Origin of the sequence: Nonomuraea sp. 3-1Str, from assembly GCF_031570565.1 — a bacterium.
Lineage (GTDB): Bacteria > Actinomycetota > Actinomycetes > Streptosporangiales > Streptosporangiaceae > Nonomuraea.
Window position 1 is genome coordinate 22,542 of the sequence record NZ_JALHBK010000042.1, and the last position, 16,584, is coordinate 39,125.

The 16,584-nt window shown below is 73.3% G+C and carries 17 protein-coding genes; 9 read left to right on the top strand and 8 right to left on the bottom strand.

The window, feature by feature from the left end; genetic code table 11:
• Positions 1-16: 16 nt before the first annotated feature.
• Genes MTP10_RS39280 through MTP10_RS39290 form a run of 3 tightly spaced genes read right to left on the bottom strand, consistent with a single transcriptional unit; the run spans position 17 to position 3,073 of the window.
• The gene (locus MTP10_RS39280; protein WP_310716670.1) at positions 17-844 is read right to left on the bottom strand and encodes a hypothetical protein; all 828 of its coding nucleotides are present in this window, start codon (positions 842-844) and stop codon (positions 17-19) included.
• A complete protein-coding gene (locus tag MTP10_RS39285; protein ID WP_310716672.1) occupies positions 834-2,045 on the bottom strand; it encodes an ATP-grasp domain-containing protein in 1,212 nt (403 codons plus the stop codon). Before MTP10_RS39285 ends, MTP10_RS39280 begins: the two co-directional genes overlap by 11 nt.
• Positions 2,042-3,073, bottom strand: a complete 1,032-nt coding sequence (locus tag MTP10_RS39290) for an NAD-dependent epimerase/dehydratase family protein (protein WP_310716674.1) — start codon at positions 3,071-3,073, stop codon at positions 2,042-2,044. Before MTP10_RS39290 ends, MTP10_RS39285 begins: the two co-directional genes overlap by 4 nt.
• Positions 3,074-3,145: 72 nt before the next feature.
• On the opposite strand from MTP10_RS39290, the gene MTP10_RS39295 reads away from it, so the two are divergent.
• Genes MTP10_RS39295 through MTP10_RS39315 form a run of 5 tightly spaced genes read left to right on the top strand, consistent with a single transcriptional unit; the run spans position 3,146 to position 8,252 of the window.
• The gene (locus MTP10_RS39295; RefSeq protein WP_310716676.1) at positions 3,146-4,168 is read left to right on the top strand and encodes a GNAT family N-acetyltransferase; all 1,023 of its coding nucleotides are present in this window, start codon (positions 3,146-3,148) and stop codon (positions 4,166-4,168) included.
• A complete protein-coding gene (locus MTP10_RS39300; RefSeq protein ID WP_310716678.1) occupies positions 4,165-5,181 on the top strand; it encodes a hypothetical protein in 1,017 nt (338 codons plus the stop codon). The genes MTP10_RS39295 and MTP10_RS39300 overlap by 4 nt, the downstream gene beginning before the upstream one ends.
• 25 nt (positions 5,182-5,206) lie before the next feature.
• Positions 5,207-6,028 carry a hypothetical protein gene (locus MTP10_RS39305; RefSeq protein ID WP_310716680.1) on the top strand — a complete coding sequence of 274 codons (822 nt, stop codon included), beginning with the start codon at positions 5,207-5,209 and terminating at the stop codon, positions 6,026-6,028.
• Positions 6,025-7,251, top strand: a complete 1,227-nt coding sequence (locus tag MTP10_RS39310) for a hypothetical protein (RefSeq protein ID WP_310716682.1) — start codon at positions 6,025-6,027, stop codon at positions 7,249-7,251. The genes MTP10_RS39305 and MTP10_RS39310 overlap by 4 nt, the downstream gene beginning before the upstream one ends.
• Positions 7,248-8,252 carry a glycosyltransferase family 2 protein gene (locus MTP10_RS39315; protein WP_310716684.1) on the top strand — a complete coding sequence of 335 codons (1,005 nt, stop codon included), beginning with the start codon at positions 7,248-7,250 and terminating at the stop codon, positions 8,250-8,252. The genes MTP10_RS39310 and MTP10_RS39315 overlap by 4 nt, the downstream gene beginning before the upstream one ends.
• A 22-nt stretch (positions 8,253-8,274) precedes the next feature.
• On the opposite strand, the gene MTP10_RS39320 is transcribed toward MTP10_RS39315, so the two are convergent.
• Together MTP10_RS39320 and MTP10_RS39325 are read right to left on the bottom strand one after the other, a co-directional pair.
• Positions 8,275-8,847, bottom strand: coding sequence for a Uma2 family endonuclease (locus MTP10_RS39320; protein ID WP_310716686.1), 573 nt, complete (start codon positions 8,845-8,847; stop codon positions 8,275-8,277).
• Between the two features lie 57 nt (positions 8,848-8,904).
• A complete protein-coding gene (locus MTP10_RS39325) occupies positions 8,905-9,510 on the bottom strand; it encodes a hypothetical protein (protein WP_310716688.1) in 606 nt (201 codons plus the stop codon).
• Positions 9,511-9,676: 166 nt separating this feature from the next.
• Between MTP10_RS39325 and MTP10_RS39330 the strand changes: the two genes are divergently transcribed.
• Positions 9,677-10,498: an alpha/beta fold hydrolase gene (locus tag MTP10_RS39330; RefSeq protein ID WP_310716690.1), complete on the top strand. Its 822-nt coding sequence runs from the start codon at positions 9,677-9,679 to the stop codon at positions 10,496-10,498.
• Positions 10,499-10,649: 151 nt separating this feature from the next.
• Here the strand turns inward: MTP10_RS39330 and MTP10_RS39335 are convergent, their stop codons facing one another.
• From MTP10_RS39335 to MTP10_RS39345, 3 genes are all read right to left on the bottom strand, one after another.
• Positions 10,650-11,279 (bottom strand): DUF4126 domain-containing protein, encoded by a 630-nt coding sequence (locus MTP10_RS39335; protein ID WP_310716691.1) that lies wholly within the window; start codon positions 11,277-11,279, stop codon positions 10,650-10,652.
• A 79-nt stretch (positions 11,280-11,358) separates the two neighbouring features.
• Positions 11,359-12,495, bottom strand: a complete 1,137-nt coding sequence (locus MTP10_RS39340) for a nitronate monooxygenase family protein (protein WP_310716693.1) — start codon at positions 12,493-12,495, stop codon at positions 11,359-11,361.
• Between the two features lie 16 nt (positions 12,496-12,511).
• Entirely contained in the window at positions 12,512-13,231 is a 720-nt protein-coding gene (locus MTP10_RS39345; protein WP_310716695.1) for an acyltransferase, read from the bottom strand.
• Between the two features lie 110 nt (positions 13,232-13,341).
• Between MTP10_RS39345 and MTP10_RS39350 the strand changes: the two genes are divergently transcribed.
• Genes MTP10_RS39350 through MTP10_RS39360 form a run of 3 tightly spaced genes read left to right on the top strand, consistent with a single transcriptional unit; the run spans position 13,342 to position 16,535 of the window.
• Positions 13,342-15,006, top strand: coding sequence for a CTP synthase (locus MTP10_RS39350; RefSeq protein ID WP_310716697.1), 1,665 nt, complete (start codon positions 13,342-13,344; stop codon positions 15,004-15,006).
• Positions 15,003-15,614, top strand: a complete 612-nt coding sequence (locus MTP10_RS39355) for an NUDIX hydrolase (protein ID WP_310716698.1) — start codon at positions 15,003-15,005, stop codon at positions 15,612-15,614. The genes MTP10_RS39350 and MTP10_RS39355 overlap by 4 nt, the downstream gene beginning before the upstream one ends.
• A 15-nt stretch (positions 15,615-15,629) precedes the next feature.
• Positions 15,630-16,535 carry a site-specific tyrosine recombinase XerD gene (locus MTP10_RS39360; protein WP_310716700.1) on the top strand — a complete coding sequence of 302 codons (906 nt, stop codon included), beginning with the start codon at positions 15,630-15,632 and terminating at the stop codon, positions 16,533-16,535.
• The last annotated feature ends 49 nt before the right edge of the window (positions 16,536-16,584 follow it).

A 16,584-nucleotide genomic window follows, 5' to 3' on the forward strand; every position in this document is an offset into this window, starting at 1 on the left:
GACTCCGGTTCTCCTGTTAGGCGGGCAAGGAGACAATAGGGGTGCCGTGTTCCGGGCAGACGGCGATGGCCGGCGTCCCGGGGTCGTCTGGGACCACGTTCACCAGCATGGGTCTTCGGCGGCGCAGCGCGGTGAACGTCAGCGTCCCCCCGGCCGGGCGGGCGTGGAAGTGCCGCCACAGCAGATGTGTCCGGCCGCAGCAGGGAACGACCGAGGCGAGGTAGCCGAGGCGCGGGTCGTGCACGACCGCCGCGTCCCCCGCCCGCACCGGCGCGTCTCCCACCTTGGCGGCCCGGGCGAGGGACAGGCGTTCGACGACGCTGACCCGGACACCCGTCAGCTCCGGCAGCACCGCGTCCAGCGCGGCCCGTTCGCCCACCACGACCGCCCGCCCCGCCTCGGCGGCCAGCCGGAGCGCGGCGGCGTTCAGCGCGTGGCGGCGGCTCTCGTCGACGACCTTGGCGTCCGGCCCGAGCAGCACCCCGTACCTGGGGCCGCGCCAGGCGAACGGCGGCGCGGCGAGGGTGCGCCGGTCGAGCACCGCGGCACGCACCTCCAGCACGGGGGTCCGGCGCGGCGCGCCCGCCAGGGCCAGCGCGTCCCTCAGGTCCGAGCCGTCGCCCGTCCACAGCGACGGCTCCCGGGAGGGGTCGAACGGCAGCGCGAACGGGCACAGCCGGAACAGCTGGCCCGCCAGCGCGGCGGAGGGCGTGGGCTCGGGCTCGTCGAGGGCCCGGCCCGCCGCCACCCACTGGTCCCGGTAGAAGGGCACCCGCCGGAACGCCGTGGAGACGACGCGGCGGTAGGCCCGCTCCCAGCGCGTCGCCGAGAACTCAGCCCGCATCGACGCTGACCCGGACCAGGTCCTCGACGGCGGCCAGCACCCGCGCGACCTCGGCGGCCGACGCCCCGGAGGCCAGCACGTAGCCCAGCTTGGCCCGGCACTCCGTGTACGGCACGACCCGCTCGCCCGGCGAGGCGGTGACCACCACGTCGGCCACGCCGGGCAGCGCCAGCGCGTCCGGCAGGCCGTCCAGCGCCACGAGGGTGCCCGCGGAGGGGGAGCGGAGCATGCGGACGGACGCGTGCCTGGTCCACCGGGGCGAGAGCTCGGGGCGCTCGCCGATGGCCAGCAGGACGGCGGCCGCGACGGTGTCGACGCCGTACATGAGGCCGAGCGCCTCACCCATGCCGTTGCCGCCGATCCTGGCGCCCATCTCGATCAGCACGACGGTGTCGCCGGTGACGAAGAGGTCGAGGTTGAGGGGGCCGTCGGTGTAGCCGACCTCGGCGCAGACCAGTTCGAGCTGCCGCGTGACCTCGCGGGTCAGCGCCTCGTCGCGGGGCGCCATGTCGTGGCCGACGGCGACGACCTGGGGAGCCGCCACCACGCGGTCGCTGAGCCCCAGCAGGGCAACCCTGCCGTCCTGGAGGAACGCCTCACCGCACAGGTCCCGGCCGGTCACCAGCTCCTCGACGATCACGGTGGCCGTGGGGGAGACGGCGGCCGCGGCCTCGACGGCGGCGGCCAGCTCCGACGGGGCCGCGCAGACCGTGATCCCCCGTGAGCTGCCGGAGTCGACGGGCTTGACGATGACGGGGAAGGCGGGGCGGGCCGTGTCGCGCAGGACCTCGGCGGCGGTGCCGCTGACGTAGGCGGGCCCGCCGAGCCCCACCCGTGCGCAGACCTCCCGGAAGTACGCCTTGTCCACCGACGCCCGGAGCGCGGGAGCGTCCGGAGAGGCTCCCGCCGTGGCAGCCGAGAGCCCGCACGGGAGCCCGAGCCGCTCCGTCACCTCGACCAGGGAGGGGAGGTTGATGTCGGTTCCCGGGGCGAGCATGCCGACCACGTCGTCACGGCCGAGCAGCGCGGCCGTCACCGCCTCCACGTCACGGGTGCTGAGGTGCAGGAACTCGTCCGCCTCGCGCACTCCGGGCGCGTCGGCGCGCATGTCGACGCAGATCGTGGCCAGCCCGAGCCGCCGGGCCGCCCGGAAGGAGCTGATCGTTCCGTCCGAGCCGCCCAGGATGACGAGTCGCTTCACGCCGTGGCCACCGCGCCGGGGACGTTCCAGTGGATGCCGCGGTTCTCGATGAACCAGTCCACGGTCCGGGCCATGCCCTCGTCGAGAGAGACGAGGGAGCTGGGCTCGATGCCCACCGACAGGAGCGTCTTGGTCTGGGCCGTGACGGCCGTGTCGGGCGTCTCGCCCGGCCGCATCGGCAGGTCGGCGATGGGCACGCGCGGGTAGCCGCGGGCCTCGCACAGGTCGATGACGAGCTCGGCGACCTCGCGGATGGTGGAGGACGAGGTGGGGCCGACCTCCACGACGTGGTCGAGCACCTCTCCGGCGGCGGCGGTCTCCAGGGCGGAGACGAGCGCCCGCGCCACGTCTCCCACCCAGACCATGTCCGAGACCTGGGTGCCGCCGCCGTACAGCTCGACGGGCATCCCGCTCAGTGCCCGGCAGACGACGGCGGGCGTGATCTTGCGGACCTTGCCGGGGGCGAACGGCGGTGCGGCCTGCTGGCGGGGGCCGTAGGCGTTGACGACCCGGACGTTGTTCACCCTCGTCCCGCGGTGGGCGTTGAACATGCGGACGAAACGCTCCACAGCCGTTTTGGAGATGGAGTAGCTGTTGTCCATCCAGTGATTGCCCACGCAGATGTAGACGCCGGGCAGGTCGTACTGGGCGACCGCTTCCAGGAAGTTGAGCCCGCCCATGAGGTTTGTCTCGGCGGCCGGACGCGGATTGGTGATGGTTTCCTGGGTGCCGAGAACGGCCGCTAAATGCACAATCGCATCACAATGGGCAGCTAATTCCGTCATGGTCGTGGCGTCCCGAATGTCGCCTCGCATGACCTCCCAGGGAAGGTCGCGTTCCGCGTGCCCCCTGTGATCGAACACAAGCGGAACGTGGCCGCGCGATGCGAGTTCCTCGCATACATACCGGCCGATGAATCCGTTTCCGCCGGTTACTCCAACCTTCATGCCGTCCCTTGTGTGTGAGTGCACGGTTTGTGGACGCGCATCAAGGGTGTCGGACGCGCACGACGTGATCACTGGAGACATATTCTGCGACAATCGTCACCAAACAACGCTTCGTATCCATCTTGTGATCATTTCGCCATCGAGGGCAACCGAGTGCACCTGGAAGTACTGGACCCCTGCCACGACCCCGAGCCGCCCGGCTGGGAGGAGTTCCGGCAGGCCGAGGGCCTGACCGCCGTCTGGGCCTACGACGTCATCGCCGCGTCGTCCGAAGGATCATGGGCCCGTCCTCTGCTGGCGGTGTTCCGCGACGGCGGTCGCGTCACCGGCGTGGTCGGCGCCGTCTACCTCGGCCTGCGATTACCGAACTCCCCTCGCGCCCCGCGCCGCCGCCGGGAGCCGATCCTGCTCGACGTCCGCCTGCCGGCCCACTCCAACGGGCCGACCTGGCACTTCGCCGGCGACCTGTCGCCGGAGACCCGCGCCCGGCTGCTCCGGCAGTTCGAGCGCGCGGCACGGCGCCACCTCGGATGGGGGCTCGCCGGCGTGGTGTACCGCATGGTGACCGACCCCTGCGTTCCCCTCGTCGCCCGCCGGGGCGCGCTCACCCGGGAGTCTCCGGGCAGCACGGTCATGCCGCTGCGCTGGTCGTCGGTGGAGGGATGGCTCGGCTCCCTCAGCAAGAATCGCAGGAAGTCGCTGCGCCGCCAGATCGCGACCGTCGCCGGGGCCGCCGATCTGACCGTCCTGGAGGGCGGCGGGCAGACCGACCTGGACCCGGTGGAGATGGCCGAGCTGAATCGCAGGCACACGGCCCGGCTGGCGACCCGCCTCGACCCCCGGGCGCCGCTGCCCGCCGCCTACTTCGCCAGCCTGCTCCGGCGCGACGACGTTCGCGTCATCTCCTATCGCGAGGGAAAACGGCTCCTGGCCTTCGCGCTCGTCTACGACCATCCGACCTCGCCGGTGAGCGGACCGTGGGCGGCGTTGCGGCCGGAGGAGGGCGGCCGCAAGGACCTCTACTTCGACACCCACGTGCGGATCGTCCGGCAGGCGATGGAAGCGGGCGTCAAGCAGGTGCTCTTCGGCCGGGGCCGGGTGGACGTCAAGCAGTCGATGGGCTTCGAGTACGTCCCGATGTCCGTCGTCGCCGTCCCCCGGTGGGCGATGGGATGAGCCTCACGCTGCAGATCATCGACCCGCGCGAGGATCCCGAGCCCGCCGGCTGGGAGCGCCTGCGCACCGCGGCCGGCCAGTGCGTCACCTGGCGCTACGACCTGCTGCGGGCCTACGCCTGGGCCGCACAGGCGCCCGTCCTCCTGACGGTCCTGCGCGAGGACGGGGTCGCGGTCGGCGCCGTGTCCGCGTCCCTGCGCGGCCTCCGGCCCCGCAGAGGGCTCTACGCCGGCCGTCGCGACCCGGCGGGGATCCTCGACGTCCACGCGCCGGGCAACCGCTCCCAGAAGGGATGGTGGTTCGCCGGCGACCTCGATCCGGAACGGCGGCGCGACCTGCTGCGCGGCTACGTCCGCGGCGTCCGCCGGGAGCTGGGCGCGGGCTGGCGGAGCTTCGTGTGGCGGGAGGTGTCGCCCGGCGAGCCCGCGCTGCTGCCCGGCCGGGTCCGGGTCAACCTGCCGACCGAGCCGCTCGCCCGGCTGGCCACCCCGCGGACCGGCATCGACGACTGGTACGCCCGGCTCGACCGCGCCCGCCGCGACTCGCTCAGACGGCGCGCCAGGAGCTTCTCCGCCGATCCCGGCCTGTCGGTCCAGGTGGGGCCGGCTCGCGAGCTGGTCACCGGTTCGGAGGCCGCCGCGCTGCGCGCCGAGAACGACCTCAAACACCGCAACAGGCTCTTCCCGCTCGCCCCGCTGCCGCTGCCCTACCTCGAAGCCCTGGTCGGCGGCGACGAGGTCGTGGCGATCGCCTACCGCGACGGCGGCGGGCGGCTCCTCGGCCTGTCCCTGATCCTGGACCACGCCCGATGGCCGGTGTGCCTGAGCTGGGGCGCCCTCCCCCCGGAGGACGGCGGGCGCAAGCACCTCTACTTCGACGGCTACGTCCGGATGGTCGAGTGGGCCATCGGCGCCGGCAAGACCGGGCTGGTCCTCGGCAAGGGGCAGGCGGAGGCCAAGAGGGACCTCGGTGCGGAGCTCGTTCCCTCCTCCGCGCTGGCCGTACCGCTCTGACACCCCTCCGACCTTGGACACTCTCGTGACATGCGTGCAATGCGGGCACCCCCATCCGTCGCTGATCAGGCGGCGCCTGCGGCCGGCCCGATACTCCTGCCGCTCCTGCGGCGCGGTGTTCCCGCCCGGCGCGATCCCCGCCGCGCACTCCGCCCCCGGCTCCGCCGTCGGCCGTGAGCCGCCCGCGGCGCCGCAGGGCGATCCGCTGGCGGCGTTCATGCCCGCCCGCATGGTCCGCTGGGTACGTGAGGAAGCCGGGCAGACACCGGTCCCCGACGCGCCGGACCGGGCCACGCTCGCGCGTTGGTACAAGGACTTCGACGCCCTCGTCGTCGCCGCCCGGACCTCGGCCGAGGCTCGGGCCGCCCTCGAACGGGTCAGCGAGGTCCCCCTCGACCTGCTGCCCCCGAGGCCCCCGGCCTTCTCCAAGGTGTGCGCCGCGCTGCACGCGACCTGCTACGACGCCGGGCTCGCCGCGTCCAGGCTGGCCGGGCAGGATCCGGTCCTCGTCGCCGAACGGGTCGGCCACCTGCGCCGCTGGCTCGCCACCGCGGGCCGGTCCACCACCTGGCTGGAGGCGCCGCCGGCGCCCGCGCCCGCCGCCGAGTCGGTCGAGGAGCTGCTGACGCCGCCCGAGTCGTTCACCACGGAGCAGGTCCGGGCCCTGTTCTGCGCGCTGTTCGGCGTGGACAAGGGGCCGTCGGTGCCGGGCGTGCGCGACCGGTTCGGCGACGACCGCATCCGCGAGGCCCTGCTCGCCTACCTGAGGACGGGCGCCCGTCCCCTGCGCGACGCCGTCGCGGCCGACCTGGCGGCCGGTCCGGCAGCCGGCGCGGGCGCCCCGTGACCGCCGCCGCGTCCCACAGCATCGGCCCCCGTCGCCTGCTGACGCTGCTGGGCGGTCGCGCCACCTTCCGCCTCCTGCTGTACGGCTCCGCGGGCGTGCTGGTCGCCGCGTGGAGCCGCGAGGACTTCAACGCGTACGCGGCCGCGGTGGGTGCGGTGGGCTGGCTCTGCATGGTGGTCCAGTCGGGCCCGGAGAAGGCGGCGCTGACCCTCATCCCGCGGGCCCGCCGTACCCGTGACCACATCACCGGGATGCTGCGCGCCGTCGTCGCCCGCGGACCGCTGCCGTTCACCGCGGCGGCCGTGGCCGGACTCGTCCTCGCGCCGCACTCGACCGTCACGATCTACCTGCTGGCCGTCGCGTACTACGTCTCCCTCGGCTGCGGCATGCTCGGCGTGGCCCTGCACCGCGCCCTGGGCAGGTACACCCGGGACACCGCCCACTTCTCGCTCCTCGGCCTCGGCATGATCGGCATGGCCGGCCTGGCGTTCACCTCGCATCTCCGGCCGGCCGGATACCTGGCCGGGCTGCTGGTACTGGTCACGGTGCTGAACCTGGCCCTGCTGCGCGGGCTGCCGGCCGGGGCCCGGGACCGCCCCGAAGCGCGGACGGCCGGACCGCCGCGCCGGACGTTGCGCGGCATCGTGGCCGGCACGGTGATGCTGATGGGCGCGGTCGACGTGATGGGCAATGCCATGGTCGGCACGCTGTTCGTGGAGCTGTCGCTCACCTCCCACGCGGACCAGAGCGGCGACTTCTACATGATGATCCTCGTCTGGGGCTTCGCCACGTCCGTGATCTACACGCTGCAGCGGATCTACCAGCCCAGGCTGGCGCTGCGGACGGGCTCGTCCGGCGCCGGGCAGGTGCGCGAGCTCGCCCGGCGGGTCGCCCTGCTGTCCGTCTGGATCGGCGGTGCCTGGCTGGTGGTCGCGGGGACGGCCCTCGCCGGCGGACTGGCCGGGACCCGCTCGCTGGTCGCGCTCGGCGCACTGCTGGCCTCGCTGCTCCCCGTCAACGCGCTGGCGGGCTTCGCGGTCTTCCTGCTGGAGAACACCGGCAAGGCCGGGCTGCGCGCCTGCGCGAAGGCGGTCGTCATGTCCTGGGCCGTGGTGGCCGTGCTGGGCGCGCTGGTGATCCCGTTCGCGGGGGCTGCCGGTGCGGTGTACGCGCTCGGAGCGCAGGGATTCGTCCTGGGAACGATGCTGGGGAGGCGGATGTGAAGACCGGGTTGACCGTGCTGGTGCCGTGCTTCAACGAGGGCGAACAGGTGGAGGTCGCCCACAGGGAGCTGGTCGGCGCGCTCAGGGAGATCGACGAGCTGGAGATCCTCTTCGTCGACGACGGCAGCACCGACGACTCCCTCGACCGGATCCGCCGCCTGGCGCGGACGGATCCGCGCGTGCGGTACCTGTCCTTCACCCGCAACTTCGGCATCGACGCGGTCATGGCCGCCGGATTCCGGTACGCGGGCCAGCCGTGGACCGTCCAGTGCGACGCCGACCTCCAGGTGCCGCCCGAGGAGATCTGGACCCTGCTTGCAAAGGCCGAGGAGGGCTACGACGTGGTGTTCGGCGAGCGGCGTGGCCGGCGCGACCCGCTGGTCCGCAGGGGCGGCTCGGCGGGCCTGCACTGGGCGGCCCGGCGCGTCTTCGGCATCGACATGCCCAGGGGCGCCTCCACCTTCAGGCTGGTGCGCACCGGCGTGGCCCGCACGATCACCGACCTGCGGCTGCCCTGGTTCATCCCGGCGGTGCCGCTCGTCGGCGCCCGGTACGCGGTCGCGCCGGTCACGCACCGGCCCAGGACGGCGGGCCGCTCCCGGCTCCGCCTGGCCCGGCTGGCCGCGCACTCCTTCGAGCTGTTCTTCGGCTTCTCCTTACGACCGCTCAACGCGGTGTACGCGGCGGCCGTGCTCGGCGGCGCGCTCGCCCTGGCGCTCGCGGTGCCGGCGTACGCCGGTGCGGAGACCGGGCACCTCGTCGCGGCGACCCAGCTCCTGCTCAGTGGGCTGAGCCTGGCGGCGCTGGCGCTGGTGGGACGCTACCTCCACCGGCTGCTTCGCGACACCGGACGCCTGCGGCCGTATTTCGTCCGGGACGCCAACCTGGCGCTGCGCCCCGAGGACACGCTCACCGGCGGCCTGCCCAGCCCTCCTCCTCCCGGCCGTGCCCCGGGCCTCGCGGCGGACGAGAGCGTGCCGAGCCGGACGGGGAGGGAATGACCGGACGAACCGGGGGCGGCGGTCAGCCGATGACGCGCGCGAGGTCGAGGTCGATGTCCACCTCGAAGCCGATGAAGGTCTCCAGGCGCTTGCGGTGGATGCCGGTCGGGACGTACGCCTTGACGGCCGGCTCCAGCTCGAACGTGTAGACCACAAGCCGGTCGCCCGCTTCCTCGACGCGCCAGAAATGCTCGATGCCCGCCTGGGCGTACTTGGCGGGCTTGGTGGTGCGGTCCCGGTCGATCGACGCCTCCGAGGCCACCTCGGTCACCAGATGGACGTCCTCGGGCATGAAGGTCCCGCTCGTCAGGGTGAGCGCCGGCCGGCGCACGACCAGCAGGTCGGGCCTGGGCCGCTGACGGTGATCGAGGGTGACGGTCATCCCCCGGGCGACGGCGAACTCACCGGGAACGGAGAGCGCCTGCTCCAGCAGCCGCACGGTCAGCATGTGGGAGCCGGTCTGCGACGGCATCCACACGAGCGCGCCGTCGATCAGCTCCACACCCCGGGGCACGTCCTGCGGAAGCCGGTCGAGCATGTCGGCGGTCCAGCCGCCCGGCGGGCCGGGGTACAACCACTCCGGAAGCTCGTCCACCGCCCGCCCCTCTCCCGCGGCCACCCGTCGTGGTGAGGATGCCACGGAGCGCGGTCGTCAGGAGTGGTCTTCGCGTCGTTCCGTGGAGCGGCGGTAGAGGTGGTCGATCTCGTCCAGCGGGTCCGGGACGCCGCGGCGCGCCTCGATCTCCAGGTCCGTGCGGACGTGCAGGTCGTCGATGCCGGCCGAGGCGTGCTGGACCTGGTGGCCGAGCAGGTCGGCGCGGATGCGGGCGCACATCGCCGTCAGCTTCGCCTGGTGCTCCCGGAGCTTGCCGAGCGTGACGTGGTCCACGTACGCGGACACACGCAGCTGCTGGGCGTACATGCCGAGCTGGGCGTCGTGGACGTCGGCCTGCCGTGACAGGTCGGCGAGGAGCTGCGGCAGGTCGCCGAGGCCCCAGCCCTGCTGCTCGGCGGTCTGCACCGCCTGGCGGGTCAGCGACACCTCGCGCCGCAGGTCCAGCCGGAGCCGCTCGACCTCGGCCGCCTCGCCGGCGCCCATGGCGTTGACGTGGGTGGTCAGCCGGGTCGTCGCCTGCTTCGCCGTGACCGCGGCCTTGCGGCCCAGCTTGACCAGGAAGTACACGCCGACACCGGTCACCAGCAGCAGGAAGGCCAGGATCGCCAGCACGATGATAAGGACCTCGCTGATCGTGTCCACCTCCCGCTCGCGGTTCTCCCTTCGAGGATAGTGCGCCGGAGGCGCGGACGAGGAAAAGAGGCGCAGCGGATAACCAAGCAAGCCCTTGATTGGCGACCGGAGGCTGTGGTTCAGTCCTCGTAGCCCGGCGGGGTCGACGGGAGAGCGGACGCGAGGAGGCGGGCCCGTGCCGTACACGACGGTCGAGACGGACCAGGGCGCGGTCAGGCTGTTCCACACCGACGACGGGGCGGGCGCGGGGCCGCCGCTGCTGCTCGTCCACGGGTGGGGCGCCGACTCCCACCAGTGGTCCTGGCACATCGACGCGCTCGCCGCCGAGCACCGCGTGATAGCGGTGGACCTGCGCGGCCACGGCTACTCGTCGGTCCCCGCCGAGGGGAACACCCCGCGCGCCATGGCCGGGGACCTGGTCGCGCTGCTGGACGCCCTGGGCGTGCCCGAGGCGATCGTCGTCGGGCACTCCATGGGCGGCCAGATCGCCTCCATCCTCGCCGTCGAGCATCCGGACCGGGTCGCCGGCGTCGTCGCCGTCGACCCCGGGTACGGCATCAGCCCGGAGGTCGCGCGCGGGTTCCCCCGGACGATCGCCGGACTGCGCGGCGAGAACGCGACCGAGGTCGCCGTGCGGCTCGACCGGTGGTGCACGAACGCCGCCACGCCCGCCGTCATCCGCCGCTGGCACCGGCGCAGGCTGTACGGGATGCCCCCGCACGTGCTGGCGCAGGCGTTCGAGGCGATGTTCGCGCTGCCCGGGTCGATGGGGGTCAGGCCGCACAGCGACGAGTACCTGGCCCGCCGGCACTGCCCCGTGCTGTCGATCTGGGCCGATCCGGTCAGGGCGCTCTGGGAGGCGGGGCTGCTCAAGCATCCCGGGTCGAAGGTCGTCTGCTGGGAGGGCTCCAGCCACCGGCTGCACGAGGAGCGGCCCGCGGAGTTCGTGGAGGTCGTGAGCGGGTGGGCGCGGGAGATCGTCGCCGGCCACCTGTGACCACGGGATCGCTGCGCAGACGGCGCCGGGAAGAGCGGTCCGGAGCGGGCGGGGGAGCGTGTGGGCGCCTGGGCGGGGGCCACGGGGCGCCCACACGGGTCTTCCCTTGAATCCGCACGGCGATCGTACGAGCGGGCGAGCCCGCGGCGCGTCATCCCGGCGGGGGAGCGTCCATCAGCCCGCGGGACGACGCGCGAGCGGCCTTCCGGCGTGCCCGGACCCGCCGGGCCTTGCGCACGCCCCACCAGGCCACCAGCGCGAACAGCAGCACTCCGATGATCACCAGCACGGGCGCGAACACGGCGACCAGGCTCATCCCGAGCGATCCCGCGTCCTCCACGGTGCTGACCACGGGGGCGCCCACCCCGGCCGTGCCCGCGTTGATCACCGGGCGGGCGGCGGCCTTCAGGGCGTGCACGGCCAGGGCCAGCACGATGCCGAGCAGCCACCCGGCCCACGGGTTGTCGGCCATCCAGGTGGAGTGGTCCAGCTCGGCCGCGGCGCTGGTGGCGCTGAACACCACGCCGCCCGTCGCGGGCCGTACCACGGTCTGGATCATGTCGTTGACCGTGTCGACCGCCGGCACCTTGTCGAGCACCATCTCGGCGACGAGGAGCACGGCGATGACGGCGAGCACCCCCCAGTTGGACAGCCAGGAGTAGCCGTCGGGCAGCTTCACCGCGTCGGTGACGTTGGCGAGCACCCCCACCACGAGCAGCGGGATGTAGGCGTTCAACCCGGCGGCCGTCGACAATCCGAGCCCTGTCAGAGCAGCGAGCATGGATACAGTCTGCCCCGCGGGGCCGCCGCGCGGCGGGCCCGGAGCGCCGCGCAGAGCGGGACGGCCGGGCCCGGCGGGGTCAGCCGGACAGCCGGCCGAGCCGCTCCACCGCGTCCGCGAACTCGCTGACCATGGCGTACACCACCTCGCGCGCCGGCCGCACCTGGTCGAGCTGGCCCACGACCTGGCCGACGAAGTAGTTGGCCAGATCCAGCGCCCCCGGCTCGCCCCGCTCGGCGGCGGCGCCGATGCGGGCCATCGCCGACTCGGCGACGAGCAGTTGCAGCGGCATGCCCAGCGGGCCGGGGCTCTCCTGGCCGGAGTCCCACTCGTCGGTCCACGCCGACCTGAGCTGGCGGGCCGGCTTGCCGGTGCGGGAGCGGGAGCGCACGGTGTCGAGCGAGGACGCGGCCAGCATCTTGCGCTTGACCGCGGGCGCCGTCTCCGCCTCCTCCGTGGTCAGCCAGACCGAGCCGCACCACACGCCCTCGGCGCCCAGCGCCAGGGCGGCGGCCATCTGCCGCCCGGAGGCGATCCCGCCGGCCGCCAGCACGGGCACCGGCCCGACCGCGTCCACGACCTGGGGCACCAGCACCATCGTGGAGATCTCACCGGTGTGCCCGCCGGCCTCCGTCCCCTGCGCCACGATGAGGTCGGCGCCCGCCGCCACCTGCCTGCGCGCGTGCTCCACCGTGCCGACCAGCGCCGCGACCGGCACCCCGGCCGCGCGCGCCTTCTCGACCAGCTCGGGAGGCGGCGGGCCGAGCGCGCTGGCCACCAGGCCGACGGGGTGCTTCAGCGCCACGTCGATCAGCCCGGCCGCGCCCGCCGCGGTCACCCGCCGGCCGAGCTCGTCGGGCGACCCGATCCCGGGCCCGCCGATGGGCCCGCCGGACCCGCCGACGCCGTACTTGGACATCAGGTGCGCGACGAAGTCGCGGTGCCGCTCGGGGACGGCGTCGGCCAGCCGCACCTCGGCGTCGAGCGCCGACGCGTCGACCTTGCCGGGCAGCAGCACGTCCACGCCGTACGGCCGGCCGCCCACCCGCTCGTCGAGCCAGGTGAGCTCGGTGTCGAGCTGCTCGGGCGTGTACGCGATGGCGCCGAGCACGCCGAAGCCGCCGGCGTTCGTCACCGCGGCCACGACGTCGCGGCAGTGGCTGAAGGCGAACAACGGGAACTCGACGCCCAGACGCTCGCAGATGGCGGTGCGCATGGATCGACGCTAACCGTCAGAACGATGTTCGGTCCAGCCCCGGGTGATCCGGCGGCGTCACCAGGGTCGCGCCCGGGTGACGCGGCGGCGCCGCCGAGGTTCCGTCGGTCACGCCGGGCGCGTGCCAGCCGAGCTCCGGGCTGTACCCGCGCACCAGCCGCGCCGGCACCCCCGCCACCACGCTGTGGTCCGGGAACTCGCCCCGCACCACCGCGCCCCCGGCGACCACGCACTGCCGCCCGAGCCGCGTGCCCGGCAGGATGATCGCCCCGGCCCCCAGCCAGGATCCCGCGCCGATCGAGACCGGGCTGTTGCGCGGCCACTGCCGCCCGATCGGCACCTCCGGGTCGTCGTAGACGTGGTTCTGGTCGGTGATGTAGACGTACGGGCCCGTGAAGACGTCGTCGCCGATGTCGATCGACTGGTGGGCCACGATGTGCGAGCCCCGGCCGATCGAGCAGCCGCCGCCGATCCGCAGGACCGAGCCGGGCCCCAGCTCCACGCCCGGCATCATGCCGCACGACAGCGACACCCGCTCGCCCACGAGCGTGTGGTCGCCGACCTCGATCCACCGCTCACCGAAGATCGCCCCGGGCGGGAAGGCGATCTTCGCGCCCTCGCCCAGCCTGCGGAACCGATGCCCCGCGGGACTCGCCGCGGTGATGGCCCCGGCGTCGCGGATCGCCGTGTAGGCACGGTGGATGAGCGTGCCCAGTGCCCGCCGTACGCATGACATAGCGCCCAAAGTTACCGCTAGGTCATACCGTTCGGGCATGTCGGGGACGTTGTTTGATATCCTGAGAGCCCGTGGACAGTTCGGCCACGCCTCGAGCCACGGGAGCCCCTTTGCGCAGCGCATCGCAAACCAAGCATCTGTTCGTCACCGGCGGTGTCGCCTCAAGTCTCGGCAAGGGGCTCACGGCGTCCAGCCTCGGCCGCCTGCTCAAGGGGCGAGGTCTACGGGTCACCATGCAGAAGCTCGACCCCTACCTCAACGTCGACCCCGGCACCATGAACCCGTTCCAGCACGGCGAGGTCTTCGTCACCGACGACGGCTCCGAGACCGACCTCGACGTCGGCCACTACGAGCGGTTCCTCGACACCGACCTGCACGGCTCGGCCAACGTGACCACCGGCCAGGTCTACTCCAACGTCATCGCCAAGGAGCGGCGCGGCGAGTACCTCGGCGACACCGTCCAGGTCATCCCGCACATCACCAACGAGATCAAGGACCGCATCCGGGGCATGGCCGGTCCCGACGTGGACGTGGTCATCACCGAGGTGGGCGGCACGGTCGGCGACATCGAGTCGCTGCCCTTCCTGGAGGCGGTGCGCCAGATCCGGCACGAGGTCGGCCGCGACAACGTGTTCTTCCTGCACGTGTCGCTGCTGCCCTACATCGGGCCGTCCGGCGAGCTCAAGACCAAGCCCACCCAACACAGCGTGGCCGCGCTGCGCAGCATCGGCATCCAGCCCGACGCGATCGTGCTCCGGTCCGACCGGCCGGTCCAGACCGCGATCAAGCGCAAGATCAGCCTGATGTGCGACGTGGACGAGGACGCCGTGGTCTCCGCCATCGACGCCGCCTCCATCTACGACATCCCCAAGGTGCTCCACGCCGAGGGCCTCGACGCGTACGTGGTGCGCCGGCTCGGCCTGCCGTTCCGCGACGTCGACTGGAAGGAGTGGGACCAGCTCCTGCGGCGCGTCCACCGCCCCGCCAAGGAGGTCACGATCGCGCTGGTCGGCAAGTACATCGACCTGCCCGACGCGTACCTGTCGGTCACCGAGGCGCTGCGCGCCGGCGGGTTCGCCAACGACGCCCGCGTCAACATCCGCTGGGTCAAGAGCGACGACTGCGAGAGCCCCGAGGGCGCGGCGCGCGAGCTCGACGGCGTCGACGGCGTGCTGATCCCCGGCGGGTTCGGCGTGCGCGGCATCGAGGGCAAGATCGGCGCGATCCGTCACGCCCGCGAGCACAAGGTCCCGCTGCTCGGCATCTGCCTCGGCATGCAGGGCATGGTCATCGAGGCCGCCCGCAACCTGGCCGGTGTCGCCGAGGCCAACTCCGCCGAGTTCGACCCCGACACCAAGCACCCGGTCATCTCCACGATGGCCGACCAGGAGGACGTCGTCGCCGGCGAGCGCGACATGGGCGGCACCATGCGGCTCGGCGTCTACACCGCCAAGCTCGGCGAGGGCACGCTGGCCCGTCAGCTCTACGGCGGCAAGGCCAAGGCCGACGAGCGTCACCGCCACCGCTACGAGGTCAACAACGCCTACCGGGAGCAGCTGGAGAAGGTCGGCCTGGTGTTCTCCGGGCTGTCGCCCGACGGCCGCCTGGTCGAGTACACCGAGCTGCCGGTCGAAGTCCACCCGTTCTTCATCGGCACCCAGGCCCACCCGGAGTTCCGGTCCCGGCCGACGCGGGCCAACCCGATGTTCAAGGGCCTGATCGCCGCCTCGCTCGTCTACGCCGACAGCCGCGTCACCGCCAAGGTCGCCAAGTGAGGGTCGAGGACGCGCCCGAGGCGTGGGAGGTCGTCTCCTCCACCGAGCGGTTCAAGGGCCGGGTGTTCGACGTCGTCACCGACGGCGTCCGGATGCCCGGCGACGAGGTCGCCGACCGCGACTACGTCCGCCACGTCGGCGCGGTCGCGGTGGTCGCCCTCGACGCCGACGACCGGGTCCTGATGATCCGCCAGTACCGCCACCCGGTCCGCAGACTGCTGTGGGAGCTGCCCGCCGGCCTGCGCGACGTCGAGGGCGAGCCCTTGGCCGAGACCGCCGCGCGGGAGCTGGCCGAGGAGGCCGGCCACCGCGCCGCCACCTGGCACACGCTGGTCGACCTGCTCACCTCGCCCGGCATGACGGACGAGCGCATCCGCGTCTTCCTCGCCCGCGACCTGACGCCCATCCCCGAGGAGGAGAACGGCTTCGTCCCCCGGCACGAGGAGATCGGCATGCCGGTCGAGTGGGTGCCGCTGCCCGACGCCGTCGAGCACGCGCTCATGGGGATGATCCACAATGCACCGGCCGTGGCCGGTATCCTCGCCGCGTACGCGGCATCGGTCGAGGGCTTCACCGGTTTGCGCCCCGCCGACGCCCCTGAGGCGTGACGGAAGGACCGAGTCGTGGAGGCGGTGCTCTCCAGCTACCTCGCCCATCTGGCGGTGGAGCGGGGTCTGGCTGCCAACACGCTGGCCTCCTACCGTCGTGACCTGAGCCGCTACGTGGAGTACCTGCGCTCGCGCGGGCGCGCCGCGCTCGGCGAGGTGGGCGAGGACGACGTCCTCGGCTTCCTCGCCGCGCTGCGCGAGGGCGACGGCGAGCACCCCGCCCTCGCGGCCGCCTCGGCCGCGCGGGCGGTGTCCGCCGTGCGCGGGCTGCACCGCTTCGCGCTGCGCGAGGGCGTCGCCGCCCACGACCCGGCCCACCAGGTGCGCCCGCCGCGCCAGCCCCGCAGACTGCCCAAGCCGATCGCCGTCGACCAGGTCGAGCGGCTCATCGCCGCCTCCGGCCCCGACGGCGCGCCCCTGACCCTCCGCACCCGCGCCCTGCTGGAGGTCCTGTACGGCACGGGCGCGCGCATCGACGAGGCCGTCGGCCTGGCCGTCGACGACCTGGAGGACGACCAGGTGCGCCTGCGCGGCAAGGGCGGCCGCACCCGCGTCGTGCCGCTCGGCCGCTACGCCCGCTCCGCGCTCGACGCGTACCTCGTCAGGGCCCGCCCCGCGCTGCTCGCCCACGGCCGCGGCACCCCCGCGGTGTTCCTCAACGCGCGCGGCGGACGCCTGACCCGGCAGGGCGCCTGGGAGGTGCTCCAGGCCGCCGCCGAACGAGCCGGACTCCACGGGATATCCCCGCACGTTCTCCGGCATTCCTTCGCAACCCACCTCATCGACGGGGGCGCCGACGTTAGGGTGGTGCAGGAGCTGCTCGGCCACGCCTCGGTGACGACCACCCAGGTCTACACCCTGGTCACGGTCGACAAGCTCCGTGAGGTGTACGCCGCCGCGCACCCCCGCGCCCGGCAGTGATCTATAGTCTTTTGCGGCGTGCCACGGTTCGGCGTGCCGCCTTGCCGCG

Excerpts from the sequence above, each read along its gene's own strand:
- MTP10_RS39280 (WP_310716670.1), bottom strand. The coding sequence starts at position 844 with ATGCGGGCTGAGTTCTCGGCGACGCGCTGGGAGCGGGCCTACCGCCGC.
- MTP10_RS39290 (WP_310716674.1), bottom strand. The coding sequence starts at position 3,073 with ATGTCTCCAGTGATCACGTCGTGCGCGTCCGACACCCTTGATGCGCGT.
- MTP10_RS39300 (WP_310716678.1), top strand. The coding sequence starts at position 4,165 with ATGAGCCTCACGCTGCAGATCATCGACCCGCGCGAGGATCCCGAGCCC.
- MTP10_RS39335 (WP_310716691.1), bottom strand. The coding sequence starts at position 11,279 with ATGCTCGCTGCTCTGACAGGGCTCGGATTGTCGACGGCCGCCGGGTTG.
- MTP10_RS39340 (WP_310716693.1), bottom strand. The coding sequence starts at position 12,495 with ATGCGCACCGCCATCTGCGAGCGTCTGGGCGTCGAGTTCCCGTTGTTC.
- MTP10_RS39345 (WP_310716695.1), bottom strand. The coding sequence starts at position 13,231 with ATGTCATGCGTACGGCGGGCACTGGGCACGCTCATCCACCGTGCCTAC.